The sequence below is a fragment of the Mesorhizobium sp. P2_D5 genome, assembly GCF_056404355.1.
Genome location: NZ_JBFUEE010000002.1, coordinates 470,301 through 487,517, shown reverse-complemented (window position 1 = coordinate 487,517; position 17,217 = coordinate 470,301). Strand labels below are relative to the sequence as shown.

General features: G+C 64.2%; 18 protein-coding genes. 13 read left to right on the top strand and 5 right to left on the bottom strand.

The window, feature by feature from the left end; genetic code table 11:
* Genes pcaG through pcaD form a run of 4 tightly spaced genes read right to left on the bottom strand, consistent with a single transcriptional unit; the run spans window position 1 to window position 2,569 of the window.
* Entirely contained in the window at window positions 1–615 is a 615-nt protein-coding gene (gene pcaG, locus AC1DYW_RS09070) for a protocatechuate 3,4-dioxygenase subunit alpha (protein WP_477225893.1), read from the bottom strand.
* Window positions 615–1,370, bottom strand: a complete 756-nt coding sequence (gene pcaH / locus AC1DYW_RS09065; RefSeq protein ID WP_477225892.1) for a protocatechuate 3,4-dioxygenase subunit beta — start codon at window positions 1,368–1,370, stop codon at window positions 615–617. The genes pcaG and pcaH overlap by 1 nt, the downstream gene beginning before the upstream one ends.
* Window positions 1,360–1,767 carry a 4-carboxymuconolactone decarboxylase gene (pcaC, locus tag AC1DYW_RS09060; RefSeq protein ID WP_095080935.1) on the bottom strand — a complete coding sequence of 136 codons (408 nt, stop codon included), beginning with the start codon at window positions 1,765–1,767 and terminating at the stop codon, window positions 1,360–1,362. Before pcaC ends, pcaH begins: the two co-directional genes overlap by 11 nt.
* Window positions 1,760–2,569, bottom strand: a complete 810-nt coding sequence (gene pcaD / locus AC1DYW_RS09055; protein WP_477225891.1) for a 3-oxoadipate enol-lactonase — start codon at window positions 2,567–2,569, stop codon at window positions 1,760–1,762. Before pcaD ends, pcaC begins: the two co-directional genes overlap by 8 nt.
* Before the next feature lie 93 nt (window positions 2,570–2,662).
* Here pcaD and pcaQ point away from each other — a divergent pair, with 93 nt between their 5' ends.
* The 8 genes from pcaQ to AC1DYW_RS09015 all read left to right on the top strand — a co-directional run bounded on the left by pcaQ (window position 2,663) and on the right by AC1DYW_RS09015 (window position 10,782).
* Entirely contained in the window at window positions 2,663–3,580 is a 918-nt protein-coding gene (pcaQ, locus tag AC1DYW_RS09050) for a pca operon transcription factor PcaQ (RefSeq protein WP_477225890.1), read from the top strand.
* A 143-nt stretch (window positions 3,581–3,723) separates the two neighbouring features.
* Window positions 3,724–5,040: an ABC transporter substrate-binding protein gene (locus AC1DYW_RS09045; protein WP_477225889.1), complete on the top strand. Its 1,317-nt coding sequence runs from the start codon at window positions 3,724–3,726 to the stop codon at window positions 5,038–5,040.
* A gap of 21 nt (window positions 5,041–5,061) precedes the next feature.
* Window positions 5,062–5,805 carry an ABC transporter ATP-binding protein gene (locus tag AC1DYW_RS09040; protein ID WP_477226420.1) on the top strand — a complete coding sequence of 248 codons (744 nt, stop codon included), beginning with the start codon at window positions 5,062–5,064 and terminating at the stop codon, window positions 5,803–5,805.
* A complete protein-coding gene (locus AC1DYW_RS09035) occupies window positions 5,802–6,530 on the top strand; it encodes an ABC transporter ATP-binding protein (RefSeq protein ID WP_477225888.1) in 729 nt (242 codons plus the stop codon). The genes AC1DYW_RS09040 and AC1DYW_RS09035 overlap by 4 nt, the downstream gene beginning before the upstream one ends.
* On the top strand, window positions 6,527–7,417 hold the full coding sequence (locus AC1DYW_RS09030; protein WP_477225887.1) for a branched-chain amino acid ABC transporter permease: 891 nt from the start codon (window positions 6,527–6,529) through the stop codon (window positions 7,415–7,417). Before AC1DYW_RS09035 ends, AC1DYW_RS09030 begins: the two co-directional genes overlap by 4 nt.
* Window positions 7,414–8,472, top strand: coding sequence for a branched-chain amino acid ABC transporter permease (locus tag AC1DYW_RS09025; protein WP_477225886.1), 1,059 nt, complete (start codon window positions 7,414–7,416; stop codon window positions 8,470–8,472). The genes AC1DYW_RS09030 and AC1DYW_RS09025 overlap by 4 nt, the downstream gene beginning before the upstream one ends.
* 2 nt (window positions 8,473–8,474) lie before the next feature.
* On the top strand, window positions 8,475–9,260 hold the full coding sequence (locus tag AC1DYW_RS09020) for a coniferyl-alcohol dehydrogenase (RefSeq protein ID WP_457150979.1): 786 nt from the start codon (window positions 8,475–8,477) through the stop codon (window positions 9,258–9,260).
* A gap of 76 nt (window positions 9,261–9,336) precedes the next feature.
* Window positions 9,337–10,782, top strand: a complete 1,446-nt coding sequence (locus AC1DYW_RS09015) for an aldehyde dehydrogenase (protein WP_477225885.1) — start codon at window positions 9,337–9,339, stop codon at window positions 10,780–10,782.
* Between the two features lie 29 nt (window positions 10,783–10,811).
* Here AC1DYW_RS09015 and AC1DYW_RS09010 read toward each other — a convergent pair whose 3' ends face one another.
* Window positions 10,812–11,729 (bottom strand): aldose 1-epimerase, encoded by a 918-nt coding sequence (locus tag AC1DYW_RS09010; RefSeq protein ID WP_477225884.1) that lies wholly within the window; start codon window positions 11,727–11,729, stop codon window positions 10,812–10,814.
* A gap of 61 nt (window positions 11,730–11,790) precedes the next feature.
* Between AC1DYW_RS09010 and AC1DYW_RS09005 the strand changes: the two genes are divergently transcribed.
* The 5 genes from AC1DYW_RS09005 to AC1DYW_RS08985 are packed head-to-tail and all read left to right on the top strand — an operon-like array spanning window position 11,791 to window position 17,205.
* Window positions 11,791–12,582 (top strand): FadR/GntR family transcriptional regulator, encoded by a 792-nt coding sequence (locus AC1DYW_RS09005; protein WP_477225883.1) that lies wholly within the window; start codon window positions 11,791–11,793, stop codon window positions 12,580–12,582.
* Window positions 12,579–14,306 (top strand): IlvD/Edd family dehydratase, encoded by a 1,728-nt coding sequence (locus AC1DYW_RS09000; protein WP_477225882.1) that lies wholly within the window; start codon window positions 12,579–12,581, stop codon window positions 14,304–14,306. The genes AC1DYW_RS09005 and AC1DYW_RS09000 overlap by 4 nt, the downstream gene beginning before the upstream one ends.
* 13 nt (window positions 14,307–14,319) lie before the next feature.
* A complete protein-coding gene (locus AC1DYW_RS08995) occupies window positions 14,320–15,096 on the top strand; it encodes an SDR family NAD(P)-dependent oxidoreductase (protein ID WP_477225881.1) in 777 nt (258 codons plus the stop codon).
* A 32-nt stretch (window positions 15,097–15,128) separates the two neighbouring features.
* Window positions 15,129–16,127, top strand: a complete 999-nt coding sequence (araD1, locus tag AC1DYW_RS08990; protein ID WP_477225880.1) for an AraD1 family protein — start codon at window positions 15,129–15,131, stop codon at window positions 16,125–16,127.
* Between the two features lie 52 nt (window positions 16,128–16,179).
* Window positions 16,180–17,205: an ABC transporter substrate-binding protein gene (locus tag AC1DYW_RS08985; protein ID WP_477225879.1), complete on the top strand. Its 1,026-nt coding sequence runs from the start codon at window positions 16,180–16,182 to the stop codon at window positions 17,203–17,205.
* The last annotated feature ends 12 nt before the right edge of the window (window positions 17,206–17,217 follow it).

Sequence of the window (17,217 nt, the reverse complement as noted above, 5' to 3'; positions counted from 1 at the left end):
CTAGCTGTCGAAGAAGACCGTTTCCTTCTCCCCCTGGAGATGGACGTCGAAGACATAGATATCGCCGGTGCGCTCGGCGATCAGCGTCGGTACACGAATGCGGTGCTCGATGCGCGCCAGGATCGGATCCTGCGCATTGGCCTTCTCCTCGTCGGAAAAATAGAGCCGTGTGTGCAGGCCGACATTGATGCCACGGGCGACGATCCAGAGCGTGATATGCGGCGCCATCAGGCGGCCATCGGCGAAAGGCACGCGACCCGGCTTGATGGTGTCGAACGTGCACAGGCCGGTGTCCATGTCTGTCGGGCAGCGGCCCCAGCCGAAAAAGTTCGGATCGGCCGTGCCGCGCAGTTCCGCCGGCGAATTGTATAGCCCGTCGGCATCCGCCTGCCAGATCTCGATCAGCGCGTCCTTGAGCGGCGTGCCGGTGCCGTCGAGCACGCGGATGCGCAGGCCGATACGCTCGCCCTTGGTCTTGTCGTTGACCATGGTCGCACCAAGATCGCTCGCATAGACGCCGCCGATGCCGCAGAAATTGGGCGTCAGCCCGATATGGACGTAGGGTCCCGCGGTTTGCGAGGGGCTTTCCTTGAGCCGGTCGAGCGACTGGGCCATCAATTGCCCTCCAGCCTGTTTTCGAACAGCGAGGAGCGGCGCCCGCGCAGCACGATGTCGAACTTGTAGGCGCGCGCGTCGAAGGGGATCGTCGATTGCATGTCGAGCGCGGCGATCAGCGTTTCGATCGCTGCCTTGTCGGGAATGCCCCGCGCGATCGGGCAGTGCCAGATCAACGGGTCGCCCTCGAAATACATCTGCGTGATCAGCCGTTGCGCGAAGCCATGTCCGAAGACCGAAAAATGGATGTGCGAGGGCCGCCAGTCGTTCGGCCCGTTCGGCCAGGGATAGGGACCGGGCTTGACAGTGCGAAAGGCATAGCCACCATCCTCGCCTGATATGGCGCGGCCGCAGCCGCCAAAATTCGGGTCGAGCGGCGCCAGGTAACCGTCCTTCTTGTGACGGTAGCGGCCACCGGCATTGGCCTGCCAGAATTCGAGCAGCGCGCCGGGCACGCCAACGCCACGTTCGTCGAGCACCCGCCCATGGACGATGATGCGCTCGCCGATGGCGCTCTCGCCGGGTCTGGCGAAATTGTGGATCAGGTCGCCATCGAGTTCGCCGAGCATAGCGTGACCGAAGACCGGCCCTGCAATCTCCGACAGCGTGTTGTCGAAGGCGAGCAGCGCCTTCTGCGGCGAACGCAACACGGAAGTCTTGTAGTTCGGCGTCAGCGCCGGCGGATGCCAGGTCCGGTCGCGCTGGAAAAAGGCGCCGGTCTCGGGCTTCCGGTTCGATCTGGACTCAGCGGGCATTCTTGGCTCCGTCCATTTCCGAAAACACGTCCTTGGCGATCTTGAAGGCACGGTTGGCGGCCGGTACGCCGGCATAGATGGCGACATGCAGGAACGCTTCGCAGATGTCGTCGCGCGACGCACCGGTGTTGGCGGTGGCACGCACATGCATGGCGACCTCCTCATCATGGCCGAGTGCTGCCAGCAGCGCCAGCGTGACGATCGAGCGCTCGCGCTTGGTGAAGCCCGGCCGTGCCCACACCGTTCCCCAGGCGGCCTCGGTGATCAGCTCCTGGAAAGGCTGGTCGAAACCGGTGGCGGCGACCTCGGCCCGGTCGACATGCGGATCGCCGAGCACGGACCGCCGTACGCCAAGGCCCGTGCGATATCTGGCGGTGTTGCCGGGGACTTCATCCATGGGTTTCGGCTCCAAGGGCAAGCGATGCGATAAAATGGCGGATCAGGGCGACAAGTGCTTCGGGCTGTTCGACACAGGGAATATGTCCGGCGTCGCGGATGATCTCGAAGCGCGCGCCGGGAATGAGAGCAGCCAGCGAGCGGACAAGATCGGGAGGCGTCGAGCCGTCCTGATCACCGGCGATGCAAAGCGTCGGTACGGAGATACGGCGCGCAGCCTCCGTGAAATCGGCGTCGCGAACGGCCGCGCATGTCCCGAGATAGCCGGCGAGCGCCTGCCTGGTCAGCATGTTCCAGTAGCCGTCGAGCTCGGCTGAACGCGTTGCGTGGAAGCTGGGGGTGAACCACACTTTGAGCACACCATCGGCAATCTCCTGGATCCCTCTGCTTTCGACCGTTGCGATGCGCGTGTTCCAGCTGTCCGTCGTGCCGATCTTGTGGGCCGTGTCGCATAGGATCATGGCCTCGACGATCTCGGGTCGCCTGGCATAGAGGCCTTGCGCGACCATGCCGCCCACCGACAGGCCGCACAGTAGGACCTTCTCCAACCCGAAATGATCGAGGAGCGCCGAGAGATCGTCGACATGATCGTCAATCGACCTGATGTCGCCGATGTCGGACAGGCCGTGGCCGCGCTTGTCATAGACCAGCAAGGGCATTTCCCCATCAAGAGCCGAGACAATTTCGTCCCAGATCCGGAAGTCGGTGCCGAGCGAATTGATGAACACGATCGGGCGCGCACTGCCGTTCGCCTCGACGTGACGGTAGTGCAGCGTGATGCCGCCGATGGTGACGAATGGCACGATTTCGATCCTCCATCGCCACATTGCACAAGGCATTTGGTTCGGTAAAATGATATTTTGCGCCGTTTCATTAACTCAGGGGTTATCAAATCCATGTCCGAGAGCCGCATCCGGTTCCGTCACCTGCAGGCATTCCTGGAAGTTGCACGGCAGGGAAGCGTGGCGCGAGCGGCCGATTTGCTGCATGTCAGCCCACCGGCGGTGACCAAGACGTTGCGCGAACTGGAAGAGGCGCTCGGCGTGGCGGTGGTCGAACGCGATGGCCGCGGCATCAGGCTGACGCGCATCGGCGAGATCTTCCTTCGCCATGCCGGCACGGCGATCACGGCGCTCAAGCAAGGCGTCGATTCCGTTCGGCAGGATGGGGCGATCAACCGGCACCCGATCCGCATCGGCGCGCTGCCGACAGTGTCGGCGCGGGTGATGCCGCTTGCCATGACCCTGTTCCTCAAGGAGGGCACCGGGGCGGCGATCAAGATCGTCACCGGCGAGAACGCGGTGCTGCTCGAACAATTGCGCACCGGCGCGCTCGATCTCGTTGTCGGGCGGCTGGCAGCGCCGGAGAACATGACCGGCTTCTTCTTCGAGCACCTCTACTCCGAACAGGTGCTGTTCGTGGTGCGAGCGGGACATCCGCTGCTTGATCCCGAGCAGGACGTGTTCGCACGGCTCGACGAATTCCCGATGCTGATGCCGACGCGGGAATCCGTCATCCGCCCGTTCGTCGACCGGCTGTTCATCACCAACGGCATGACCGCGCCGGCAACCGAGATCGAAACCGTCTCGGACTCGTTCGGTCGCGCCTTCCTGCGGCAGAGCAATGCCGTCTGGATCATTTCGGCCGGCGTCGTTGCCAATGAACTGGGCAGCGGTGCCTTCGTCGCCTTGCCGGTCAACACCGAGGAAACCAAGGGCCCGGTCGGCCTGACGATGCGGACCGACACGGCGCCCTCGCCGGCCTTCTCGATCCTGCTGCAGACCATCCGCGAAGCCGCCAGGCAAGGCAGCTGAAGCCTCGGAACATTCCAACCGGACGTCGTCTCGGCCGGGCAGTTTCCTAACCCAGGGGTTAATGAAACACCGCAAAATATCATTTTACCGAACCAAACCGGTGGTGCACTGTGACGATGGAGGAGCCACAGAGGGAGGAAAATATGACCCACGCCATTGGCAGCAGATCCATAATTCCGGGCCTATCGCGACGCCAGTTCATCGCCACATCGATTGCCGGCGGCGCAGCGCTCGCGCTTGGCGGCCGCGGCGCCTTTGCTCAAGCAGGCGACACGCTCAAGGTCGGCTTCGTCAGTCCGCGCACTGGGCCGCTCGCCGGTTTCGGCCAGACCGACGGCTACGTGCTCGATCTGGCCCGCAAGGCGCTGGCCGGCGGGCTCGACTTGGGCGGCAAGAAGTACAGCGTTGAAATCCTCGACCAGGACACGCAGTCCGACCCATCGCGCGCCGGCCAGTTGGCCAAGGACCTGATCAACAACCAGGCCATCGACCTGATGCTGGCCGTGTCGACGCCCGAGGTGATCAACCCGGTGGCCGACGCCTGCGAAGCCGCAGGAGTGCCGTGCCTGTCGACAGTCATGCCTTGGGAGGCCTGGTATTTCGGCCGCGGCGCCAAGCCCGGTGCACCCTCGCCGTTCAAATGGACCTATCATTTCGGCTTCGGCGTCGGCGAGTTCTTCAAGACCTACATCTCGCAATGGAACCTGATCGAGACCAACAAAAAGGTCGGCGTCATGTATCCGAACGACGCCGACGGCAACGCCATCCGCGCCAATCTGGCGCCGCTGCTGGCCAAGCAAGGGTTCACCATCGTCGATCCCGGCGCCTATGAAACCGGCACCACCGACTATTCCTCGCAGATCGCGCTGTTCAAACAGGAAGGCGTCGAGATCTTCAATTCCTTCCCGATCCCGCCGGACTTCGCGGCGTTCTGGCGACAGGCGGCACAGCAAGGGCTGATCAAGCAGATCAAGATCTGCCAGGTCGCCAAGACCGGGTTGTTCCCCTCGGATATCGAAGCGCTAGGCGATCTCGGCATGAAGATTTCGAGTGCCGCCTACTGGCACAAGGCATTCCCCTACAAGTCGCCGCTGACCGGCGTTTCGGGAACCGAGCTGGCCGACGGCTACGAGGCCGCGAGCGGCAAGCAGTGGACGCAGCAGCTCGGCGCCTCGATGTCGCTGCTCGACGCCGGCTTCGAAGCGCTGAAGGCAAGCAGCGACGCCAAGGACAAGGCCGCGGTGGCCAAGGCGCTGAGCCAGCTCAAGACCGAGACGATGATCGGCAAGGTCGACTTCACCAGCGGCCCGGTTGCCAATGTCTCTCCCGGCCCGATCATCGGCACGCAATGGGTGGCCGCCAAGGAAGGAGCCAAGTTCCCGCTCGACTATGTCGTGACCGAGAATGCCACGGACCCGAAAGTGCCCGTCGAAGCCAAGCTTTTGCCTTACAACGGCTGATGGACCGCTGACGAGGATCGCCTGGTGACCCATCCGCAACAACAGGCGATCCTCGCCGCCGCCGCTATCCACAAGCGCTTCGGCGCACTTGTGGTGCTGGATGCCGTCGACTTCACCATGGCCGCCGACGAGGCGGTCGGCATTGTCGGCCCGAATGGTGCAGGCAAGACGACACTGCTCAGCGTGCTTGCCGGGGCTTTTCCACCAAGCTCGGGCACGGTCAGCTTCAAGGGCGGCGATGTGACGCCGCTGTCGGCGACGCAACGTTGCCGGCTCGGCCTGGTGCGCACGCACCAGGTGCCAAAACCGTTCAGCGGTATGACCACCTTCGAGAATGTCTTCGTCGCCGCCTCGCACGGCGCCGGTCTCGGCCGCGACGAGGCCTATGAGGAGGCGCTCGGCTCGCTGAAACTGTGCGGCATGCTGGGCGTTGCCAACCGGCGCGCCGAAACGCTCGGGCTGCTCGATCGCAAGCGGCTGGAACTGGCAAGGGCGCTTGCCGCAAGACCGACACTGCTGCTGCTCGATGAGATCGGCGGCGGCCTGACCGATGGCGAAGCCGGCGAACTTGTCGACACGATCAAGGAATTGCGCCGGCGCAAGGTCGGCATCGTCTGGATCGAGCACATCGTGCATATCCTGCTGCAGGTGGCCGAGCGGCTGATCTGCATGGATGCCGGCAAGATCATCGCCGACGGCGAGCCGCAAGCGGTGATGGCCGACCCCGAGGTCGTGCGCGCCTATCTCGGCGGAGGCCCGAAATGAGCCTGCTGTCGGTCGAGAACCTGGTTGTCCGGCACGGCCTGCTGCAGGCGGTGCGCGGCGTAAGCTTCACGATCGAACGCGGCGAGACGCTGGCGCTGGTCGGCGCCAATGGCGCCGGCAAGACGACGCTGCTGCGGGCCATCGCCGGCGCGCATCAGCCGGCGGCCGGTCGCGTGCTGCTCGACGGCGCCGATCTCACCAGCGTGCCGTCGCACAGGCGCGTCGGCATGGGCATCGTGCTGGTGCCGGAAGGACGAAAACTGTTCGTGCAGATGACGGTCGAGGAGAACCTCCTGCTCGGCAGGACTGTCGGCCGGTCGGGCGACTGGAGCGTCGACAAGGTGCTCGAGATGTTCCCAAACCTGAAACCGCGCCGCCATGCCAGGACGGGCCATCTTTCGGGTGGCGAGCAACAGGCGACGGCGATCGGCCGGGCATTGATGAGCAACCCGGAACTGCTGTTGCTCGACGAGGTTTCGCTCGGCCTGTCGCCGCTGATCGTCGACCGTGTCTATGCCGCGCTGCAAGGGCTGATCGCTTCGGGCACGACGATCATCCTGGTCGAACAGGATCTCAACCGCGCGCTCGCTGTATCCGACAGGGTCATCTGCATGCTCGAAGGGCGTGTCGCGCTCGAAGGACCAAGCAAGGAGGTTTCGCGCGACGAGGTGACGAAGGCCTATTTCGGTCTGCACCGGAAAAGCACCGGGAGCGTTCCGGCATGAGCAACCAGATCATCCAGGGCATCCTTCTCGGCGGCTATTACGCGCTGATCGCCTGCGGCCTGTCGTTCATGTTTTCGGTGATGCGCGTCATCAACCTCGCGCATGGCAGCCTTGCGGTGTTTTCCGCCTACGCGCTGTGGTGGCTCGCCTCGCGATTCCATGTCTCGCCCTTTGTCGGCCTGCTCATCGTCCTGCCATTGATGGCGACGATCGGCTGGGCGCTGCAGCGCTTCCTGCTCGAACGCAGCGCGCGCGGTGGAGCCCTGCTGCCGATCCTGACGACGTTCGGCCTGGCCATCGTCATCGATAATCTGCTGTTCGAGCAGTTCGGCGCCGACACGCGTTCGCTGGCGCCCTATATCGGCAGCCTGTCCTATGATTCCTGGGAATGGCCAGGCAGCATCTATGTCGGCAAGCTCGCGGTGATGATGTTCGCCACCGCAATTGTCCTGCTCGGCGGGCTGCAATTGTTCCTCACGCAAACCAGGCTTGGCCGCTCGATCCGCGCCACCTCGGAAGACCCCGATACAGCCGGCCTGGTCGGTGTCGATGCCCGCCGCGCCAACGCCATTGCCGCGGCCATCGCCATGGTCACGGTCGGTCTTGCCGGCGCGTTCCTGGGCATGCGCGCCACTTTCGATCCCTATGCCGGGGCGCCGCAATTGCTGTTCGCCTTCGAGGCGGCGGTGATCGGCGGCGCCGGTTCGCTGTGGGGGACGCTGATCGGCGGTATCGTGCTGGCGCTTGCCCAGACGCTCGGCGCACAGGTGCATCCGCAGGGGTTTCTAATCGGCGGCCACGCTGTCTTTCTCGTCGTGCTTTTCGTGCGGCTGTCCGCGTCCGGCCTCGGCCTGCGCGGCCTGCTGCGCCTCGGGAAGACGTCATGAGTGCTCCCGCCACCATGCCTGTCATCGAGCGCGGCACGGCGACGTCGCGGATCGCCGCGATGGCCGTCGCCGTCATCATCGCGTTGCTTGCGATCGCGCCGCAGTTTCTGTCGGCCGGTGCGGTTGACCGCATGACCGCACTGTTCATCTATGTGATCCTGGCGGCGATGTGGAATGCGCTGGCCGGCTTCGGCGGCCTGGTCTCGGTCGGCCAGCAGGTGTTCTTCGGGCTCGGCGCCTATTTCGCCATCCGGCTGGCCGATGCGGGCCTCAACCCGTTCCTGGCGCTGTTCGCCTCGGGACTTGTCGTCGGCGTGGTGTCTATCCCGCTGTCGCTGTTCATGCTGCGGCTGAGAAATGGCGAATTCGCCATCGGCATGTGGGTGATCGCGGCACTCACGCATCTGCTGGTCAATCTCGACCGGCTGGTGCAGGGCGAAACCGGCACCTCGCTGATCTCGCTGAATGTCTACGACGCCGGCACCAGGCGAGCGACGATCTACTGGCTGGCGCTGGCCTCGATGACCGCGCTGCTTGCCATCCTGTTTGGTCTGCTGCGCGGCAGCACGGGTGCCGCGATCCGGGCGATCCGGGACAATGAGGACGCCGCCGCCTCGGTCGGCGTGCGCGTCACCGGCACCAAGCGGCTGCTGTTCGTGCTTGCCGCCTTCGGCATCGGCATTGCCGGTGCGCTGTGGCTGGCGACCTCCATCACCTTCCAGCCGAAGACCTACTTCAACGTGCAATGGACCGCCTACATGATCTTCATGGTGCTGGTTGGCGGCATCGGCACTTTCGAGGGCGCTATTCTCGGCGCGTTGGTGTTCTTCCTCATCGAGACATGGTTCGGCGGCACCGGCGTCTGGTACCTGGTCGGGCTCGGCGCCACGGCTGTGGTGTTCTCACTTTTCCTGCCGCGCGGCCTGTGGGGGACGATCGAGGAGCGCTTTGGGCTTCGCCTGCTGCCGGTCGGTTATCGCGTCAGGCTCGCAGCTGCCTCCGCAGATGACGACGCGACGCCACAACAAACCACGAAGCATCAGGAAAAGGCATGACCATGCTCTTCGGCAAGACCATCCTTGTCACCGGCGTCGCTTCCGGCATTGGGGCGCGCACCACGGAACTCGCCGGCCAGCTCGGCGCCGATGTGATCGGCGTCGATGTGCGTGAGCCGGCTGCCGCGGTTGGCAGCTTCGTCAAGGCCGACATCTCTAGCAAGGCTGGTGTCGACGATCTCATCGCGCGTCTGCCGCAGCGTATCGACGCACTCTGCAATGTCGCTGGCCTCTCCGGCAACACCGGTGCGGCGGCGACACTGGCCGTCAATTTCTTCGGGCTGCGGGCGCTTTCGGAAGGACTTGTGCCAAAACTTCGCGAAGGCGGCGCCATCGTCAACGTCGCCTCGATCGCCGGCTATGGCTGGCGCGCCCATCTCAATCGCGCCGCCTCGATGGTCGGCATCGAAGGTTTTCCCGATGTCGCCGAGGTGGTCTGCGACCACGCAGTCAGGAACGAGGAAGGCTATCCCGTCTCCAAGGAACTGCTGCTGCTATGGACCTTCCGTGCGGCGCACCAGGATCTGTTCAAACGCCGCGGCATCCGCGTCAATGCGGTAAGCCCTGGCCCGGTCGAGACACCGATCCTCAAACAGTTCCGCACCGTGCTCGGCGACGCCCGCGTCGACAGCGACATTGCCAGGGTCGGACGGGCTGGCACAGCGGGCGATATCGCACCGGTAGTCTTGTTCCTGTGCTCGGACGGCGCGCGCTGGATCAACGGCGCCAACGTGCCGGTCGATGGTGGCCTCGAAGCATCGATCAACGCCGAAATGTTCGGATTCTAGACCATGATCCTGAAAAGCGGGAACCGGTTTTCGGAAAAGATCATGGGCAAACAAGAATAGAGGGATGGAGACAGTCATGGACATCGGACTTCTGATCGATGGCGACGAACGGGCTGCCTCAGGTGCGGCGTCCTACGAGCGCATGGACCCGTTCACCGGCAGGCTGGCGACACGCGCCGCCGCGGCCAGCATTGCTGACGCCAACGCCGCGGTAGAGGCCGCAGCGGCCGCCTTTCCGGCCTGGTCGAAGACCGGGCCCGGTGAGCGCCGCGCCTTGCTGAGCAAAGCGGCCGACGTCATGGCCTCGAAGGTCGGCGAGTTTACCAAGCTGATGATGGAAGAGACCGGCGCGACCGGCCCGTGGGCCGGCTTCAACGTCATGCTGGCGGCCAACATGCTGCGCGAGGCGGCGGCGATGACGACGCAGATTTCGGGCGAGATCATCCCATCCGACAAGCCGGGCACGCTGGCCATGGCGATCCGCCAGCCGGCTGGCGTGTGCCTCGGCATCGCGCCGTGGAATGCGCCGGTCATTCTCGGCACCCGCGCCATCGCCATGCCGATCGTCTGCGGCAACACGGTGGTGCTGAAAGCTTCCGAAATGTGCCCCGGCACACACCGGCTGATCGGCCAGGTGCTGGTCGAGGCCGGCCTGCCGAAGGGCGTCATCAATGTCGTCACCAACGATCCGAAGGACGCCGCCGGCATTGTCGAGGCGCTGGTCGCGCATCCTGCAGTCAAGCGCGTCAACTTCACCGGCTCGACCAAGGTGGGCAGGATCATCGCCGAACTCGCTGGACGGCACCTGAAGCCGGCGCTGTTCGAACTCGGCGGCAAGGCGCCGTTGCTGGTGCTGGACGATGCCGACATCGACGCGGCCGTCAACGCCGCCACCTTCGGCGCGTTCATGCATCAGGGCCAGATCTGCATGTCGACCGAGCGTCTGATCGTCGACGAAAAGGTCGCCGATGAATTCGTTTCCAAGCTCGCGGCACGCGCGTCGCAACTGCCGGCGGGCGATCCACGCGGCCATGTCGTACTGGGCTCCCTGATCAGCAGCCAAGCGGCCGACAAGATGGAGGAACTCATCACCGATGCCGTCGCCAAGGGCGCCAGGCTCGTGGCCGGCGGCAAGCGCAGTGGCACCGTGGTGGAAGCGACATTGCTCGACCACGTCACGCCGGCCATGCGCGTCTATGCCGAAGAATCCTTCGGGCCGGTCAAGCCGGTGATCCGGGTCAAGGGCGAGGACGAGGCCGTGTGTGTCGCCAACGACACCGAATACGGCCTGTCGTCAGCCGTCTTCAGCCGCGACATCAAGCGTGCCATGGCGGTCGCCGCGCGCATCGAAGCCGGCATCTGCCATATCAATGGCCCAACCGTCGGCGACGAGGCACAAATGCCGTTCGGCGGCGTCAAGGGCTCGGGCTATGGCCGTTTCGGCGGCAAGGCATCGATCGCCGAGTTCACCGATTTGCGCTGGGTGACGATCGAGGATCCGGGCCAGCATTATCCGTTCTGAACCGACCCCTTTGGACGGTTCGACTTCGGTCAGGCCGCCTGTGAGGGCGTGAAGCGAACACTGGCGGATCGCATCTGGCCGGGCGCCAGCACGATGCGGCCGGTGTCGATGCCCGCGTCGCGGTTGAAGGCATCGGTGATGTTGGTGACCGGCTCGGCGCAAAAGAACGGCTCGCCGGGCGGCGTGTAGAGTACGAGGAAATCGAGCGGCATCTCGGCCTCGATCTCCAGTTGCCGTCCATGTTCCGGCCAGCAAATCCGGGCCCGGCGCGTCCATCCGGTGAAGACGGTATCGAAGTCCGTCTCGGACACATCGAAGCCCGTGGTGGGGTTGGCACCGGCCGGCGGCAGGACGTGGCGGGTTGGCAAGATGTCCGCATCGGTCTCCCACATGCCGGACACCGGCGCCTGGACATGCGTCCACGGCGTCGATGGGAAATAAGGATGCAGGCCGAACCCGGCCGGCATCGGCGTGTCCGAGAGATTGCGCAGCGAAATGGTGATGCCCAGACTGCCATCGGCCAGCGAGATGACTTGCTCGGCCTCGTAGCTCCATGGCCAAGAGTCGGCGGCGTGGCGATAGCGCAAGACGACAGCGCTGGGTTCGTGTCGCCCGACTGTCCATGGCCGACGCCAGCCATGGCCGTGCTCATGATGCGGGTCATCGGGGCTTGTCGGCAGTGTGACGGTACGACCAGCGAAGGCGAAGCGACCACCCCTTATGCGATTGGAATAGGGAACCAGCGGGAAGCAGGCCATGGCGCCGGCATCGCGGCGGCTGATCGCCGCCTGATCGGCCGGGCGTAGCAAGTCCACGACAGAGCCGTCTTGCCGCCAGCGATACGACGCTACCGCACCGCCGGCGGCCGGAGCAATCTCCGCCGTCGCAATGCCGTCGCTGATCGAAAGCAGTTGCTGCCCCACAACGGCTGCTGAATTCTTTGTCATCGGCATGTCCCCATCCCTTGACTCCAATCGCCACGGCTATAAGACATATCATATGAATAGTATGAAGAATAAGAAATCTTTTAGCACGGCGCGGACTTCGCGAGTCGCCGTCGCGGTTTCCAGCGGCTCCACGGCACTGCATGCGACGGTTGTCGAGCAGATCGGGTTGCGCATCGTGCAGGGCGATTTCCTGCCCGGCGAGGCACTGCCCAATGCGGACGATTCCAGCGAGATGCTGGGGGTCAGCCGCACGGTGCTGCGCGAGGCGATCAAGGTGCTGGCCGGCAAGGGGCTTGTCGAATCGCGGCCGAAGACCGGCACAAGGGTGCGTCCCCGCTCCGACTGGAACTTCCTCGACCCGGACGTCCTGTCGTGGCGTTACGCCAGAGGTGTCAGCGCCGACGATGTGCGGGCGCTGTTCGAACTGCGCCGGGCCATCGAGCCGATGTCGGCCGCACTCGCCGCGCAGCGCGCCACGCCGGCGCAGATCGCCGAGATCAACGCCGCGCTCGCCGAAATGGAAGCCGTTGTCGACGACGGCGACCGCTTCGCCAAGCCTGACCTGCTTTTCCACCAGACCATTCTGCGCATGACGGGCAACGAGCTGATCGGCTCGCTCGCTGCACTGGTCGAAACCGCGCTGGTGATGAGCTTCCGCCTCTCCAACGACAATCCGGAAGGACAGCGCCACTCTTTGCCGCTGCACCGGGAAGTGGCTGAGAAGATCGCCGCGCGCGATGCCGCCGGCGCGCAAAAGGCGCTGCTGGTGCTCATCGACGATGCCGAGGAAGACGTGCGCCGCAGTGTCGAGAACCGCAACAGGCGCCGCGCCAATCGGGAGCTGGCTTCGTGACCGAGACCAAACGCAAGCTGCGGTCCGAGGCCTGGTTCGGCGGCGAAGGCAAGAATGCCTTCATGCACCGCAGCTGGATGAAGAACCAAGGCATTCCCGCCGACGCTTTCGACGGCCGCCCGGTGATCGGCATCTGCAACACCTGGTCGGAACTGACACCATGCAACGCGCATCTGCGCGCCCTGGCCGACCACGTCAAACGTGGCGTCTATGAAGCCGGCGGCCTGCCGCTGGAATTTCCGGTCATGTCATTGGGCGAGAGCAACATGCGCCCCACCGCCATGCTGTTTCGCAATCTGGTCAGCATGGATGTCGAGGAATCCATCCGCGGCAATCCTATCGACGGCGTCATCCTGCTGGTCGGCTGCGACAAGACCACGCCTGCGCTGCTCATGGGTGCTGCATCATGCAATCTGCCGACCATCACCGTTTCCGGCGGACCGATGCTCAACGGCAAGTTCCGCGGACAAGATATTGGCTCGGGCACGCATGTCTGGAAATTCGCCGAAGAGGTGAAGGCCGGCCGCATGCCGGTCGCCGATTTCCTGGCCGCCGAACAGGGCCAGAGCCGGTCGGCGGGCAGCTGCATGACAATGGGCACGGCTTCGACCATGGCCAGCATGGTGGAGGCGCTCGGCATCGGCATGCCGGACAATGCCGCGATCCCGGCGGTGGATTCACGCCGTGGCGTGCTCGCCCAGATGGCCGGACGCCAGATCGTCGAGCTGGTCCGCAAGGATGTGACGATCGCGCAGATTCTCACCAGGCAAGCGTTCGAGAACGCCATTCGCGTCAATGGCGCAATCGGCGGCTCGACCAATGCAGTGCTGCACCTGATCGCCATCGCCAACCGTGTAGGCGTCGATCTCAGCCTCGATGACTGGGACCGCCTTGGCCGCGACGTTCCGACCATTGTCGATTTGATGCCATCGGGCCGGTTCCTGATGGAAGATTTCTACTATGCCGGGGGGCTGGCTGCGGTCATGGCGTCGCTTGATGAAGTGGGGCTTCTTCATCGCGACGCCATGACCGTCAGCAACAAGACCATTGGCGAGTTGATCGACGGCGCGCCCAACTACAACACCGAGGTCATCCGCCCGCTGAGCGACCCGCTGACCAGGGAAGGCGGCATCTCGATCCTGCGTGGCAATCTGGCGCCCAACGGGGCGGTCATCAAACCGTCGGCGGCAACGCCCGAGCTGATGCAGCATCGCGGCAAGGCGATCGTCTTCGAAAACATCGAGCACTACTACGCCCGCATCGACGATCCGGAGCTGGATATCGACGCCTCTTCAGTGATGGTGCTGAAGAACTGCGGACCGCGTGGCTACCCCGGGATGGCCGAGGTCGGCAACATGCCGCTGCCGGCCAAGCTGCTGAAGCAAGGCGTCTCCGACATGGTGCGCATCTCGGACGCGCGCATGAGCGGCACCGCCTACGGCACCGTGGTGCTGCATGTGGCACCGGAAGCAGCGGCCGGCGGGGCGCTGGCGCTGGTGCGCGATGGCGATCTCATCGAGCTGGACGTGGCCGGCCGGCGCCTGGAGCTTTTGGTGTCGGACGAAGAACTGGCTATCCGCCGACACAACTGGCAGCCGCCGACGCCGCCCGAAGGCGGCTACCAGAGCCTCTATGTCGAGCGCGTTCTGCAGGCCGACAAGGGCTGCGATTTCGACTTTCTCGTCGGTCGGCGCGATGCCGGCATCCCCCGGCATTCCCACTAGAGAGGCGCGCGCGATGGATGAAATCGGCGGCTACGCCACCTACCCCAGCCTCAAAGGCCGCAGCGTCTTCATAACCGGCGGTGGCAGTGGCATCGGCGAAAGCCTGGTGCGCCATTTCTGCGCGCAAGGCAGCCGCGTTGCCTTTGTCGATCAGGCCGAGGAGCCGTCCCGGTGCCTGGTCGACGCGATCGCGGCTGATGGACATCGTGCGCCGCTGTTCATCGCCTGCGACCTGCGCAACGTCGAGCAACTGCAGGCGGCAACGGTGCAAGCGATGCAGCACAACGGCCCGATCCAGGTTCTGTGCAACAATGCCGGCAACGATGATCGCCATCAAACCAAGGACGTGACGGTCGCCTATTGGGACGACCGCATGGCGGTCAATCTGCGCCACCAGTTCTTTGCGGCGCAAGCGGTGCGCCCGCAGATGGGCTCGCTGGGCGGCGGCTCGATCATCAATTTCGGTTCCATCACCTGGATGGTCGGCGATCCCGATTGCCCCGCTTATGTGACGGCAAAGGCGGCGGTTTACGGCATGACGCGGGCGCTGGCCCGCGAGCTTGGTCCCGAGCGCATCCGCGTCAACTGCATGGTGCCTGGCTGGGTGATGACAGAGCGCCAGATGCGCATGTGGCTGAACCCGGCCGGAGAGCGGCAGATCGAGGAGCGACAGTGCCTGCCCGACCGGCTGCAGCCCTCCGATATTGCGCGCATGGCGCTGTTCCTGGCCGCCGACGACAGCCGCATGTGCACAAGCCAGCAATTCATCGTCGATGCGGGCTGGGTGTGACCCGCACGGCCCCAAGGGAAGAAGGGTACCTCATGCGTCTTGTTCAGTTCAGAATGCCCGATGGCAACAGGGGGGTTGGCCGTGTCTCCGACGACGGCAATCACCTGCACCCGCTCGAAAAGGCCAGCACCGTGCTGGAACTTGCCGAAGCGGCGATTGCCGAGGGCGTTTCCATCGCCGCACTTGTCGAGAAGCGGACGGGCACTGCAACGGTCGACTATGACGAGTTGTTGCGCGACGGCCGCGTGCTGGCCCCGGTCGACCATCCGGAACCGGCGCGCTTCCTGGTCACCGGCACGGGCCTGACCCATACCGGCAGTGCCGCGGCACGCGACAAGATGCATGTGCTTACGCATGGCGAGGACGCCGAGGAATCCGATTCACTGAAGATCTTCCGCATGGGTCTGGAGGGTGGCAAACCCGCCGCCGGGCAGATCGGAATCCAGCCCGAATGGTTCTTCAAGGGCGTCGGCACCTGCGTCGTGCCCCCTGGTGCTGCGCTGCCGATGCCGGCGTTCGCGCGCGCCGGCGCGGAAGAGGCCGAAATCGTCGGGCTCTATCTCAATGGGCCGGATGGCCGCCCCTATCGCATCGGCTATGCGCTGGGCAACGAATACTCCGACCATGTCACGGAAGCCGAGAACTACCTTTATCTCGCCCATTCAAAACTCCGCTCCTGCTCGATCGGCCCGGAGCTTTTGATCGGCGACCTACCCGATGAAGTGCGTGGCCATTCCCGCATCCTACGCGACGGCGCCGTCATCTGGGAGCAGGAGTTCCTGTCGGGCGAGGCGCACATGTCGCACTCGATCGCCAATCTCGAACATTTCCATTTCCGCTACCCGATGCACCGCAGAGCAGGCGACCTGCATGCCTACTTCTTCGGCGCGGCGGTGATGAGCTACGCCTCCGGCATCAAGACGGCTTCCGGCGACGAGTATGAAATCCAGGCACAGACATTCGGCAGGCCACTGCGCAACCGGATGGTGTCGGTGCCGGACGAGGGACTGGTCGCCGTCACCAAGTTGTGACGGCGAAGGTCCAGAAACTGCGGTCCATCAGAACGACAATGGGAGATTAAAAATGGGACTGAAGAAACTGTTTCTAAGAATGGCGACAATCGGGCTCGGCATCGGCCTGATGACTTCGGCAGCCTTGGCCGCGAACCTTCGGGTTCTGGCCTGGGACGGCTACGCCGACCCGGACTGGGTGAAGGATTTCACCGCGGCAACCGGCGTCGGCGTCGATGTCGTGTTCATCGGCAGCGACGACGAGATCTGGGCCAAGATCAAGGGCAGCGAAGGGCAGGACTTCGACGTCTTCGCCGTCAACACCGCCCAGTTGCAGCGCTACATCAAGGCCGATCTGGTGTCGCCGATCGACGTGACGAAACTGGCCAACCAGAAAGAGGTGCTGCCGCGCTTCCGCGATCTTACGGCGGTAAGCGGCGTCACCAAGGACGGCAAGGTCTATGGCATTCCGTTCTGCTTCGACTCGATCGGCCTGATCTACGACACCGACAAGGTCAAGCCGGCACCGACATCGATGTCGGTCCTCTGGGACCCGGCCTACAAGGGCAAAGTCCTGGCCTATGACAATGGCGAGCACAATTTCTCGTTCACCGCGCTGACGCTCGGCTACAAGGATCCGTTCAATCTGAATGAAGAACAGATGGCGGCGGTCAAGGCCAAGTTGGTCGAACTCAAGCGCAATGTGCTGAGCTTCTACACCACCGCCGACGAGGCGCAGCAGATCTATCAGAACAATGACGTGGCACTGATCTGGGCCAATTATGGCCAGCAGCAGGTCAAGGCGCTGCAGAAGATCGGCGCCCATGTCGCCTACGTCAATCCAAGCGAGGGTGCGCTTGCATGGCTCGATAACTGGGTCATCTCCAAGGGCGTCCGCGACAATGCGGCGGCCGAAAAATGGATCGACTTCATGCTGAGCAAGAAGGTCAGCGGCGAGCTTTCCGAGCGCACTGGTTTCGGCAACACGGTGACGGAGACCGGCAGCGCCGGCGGCAACGACAAGCTGGTCTGGCTCAACAATGTCGAGGATCCGCTGAAGCGGTCGGACATGTGGAACGAGATCAAGGCCACGCCCTGATCTTTCCGCACG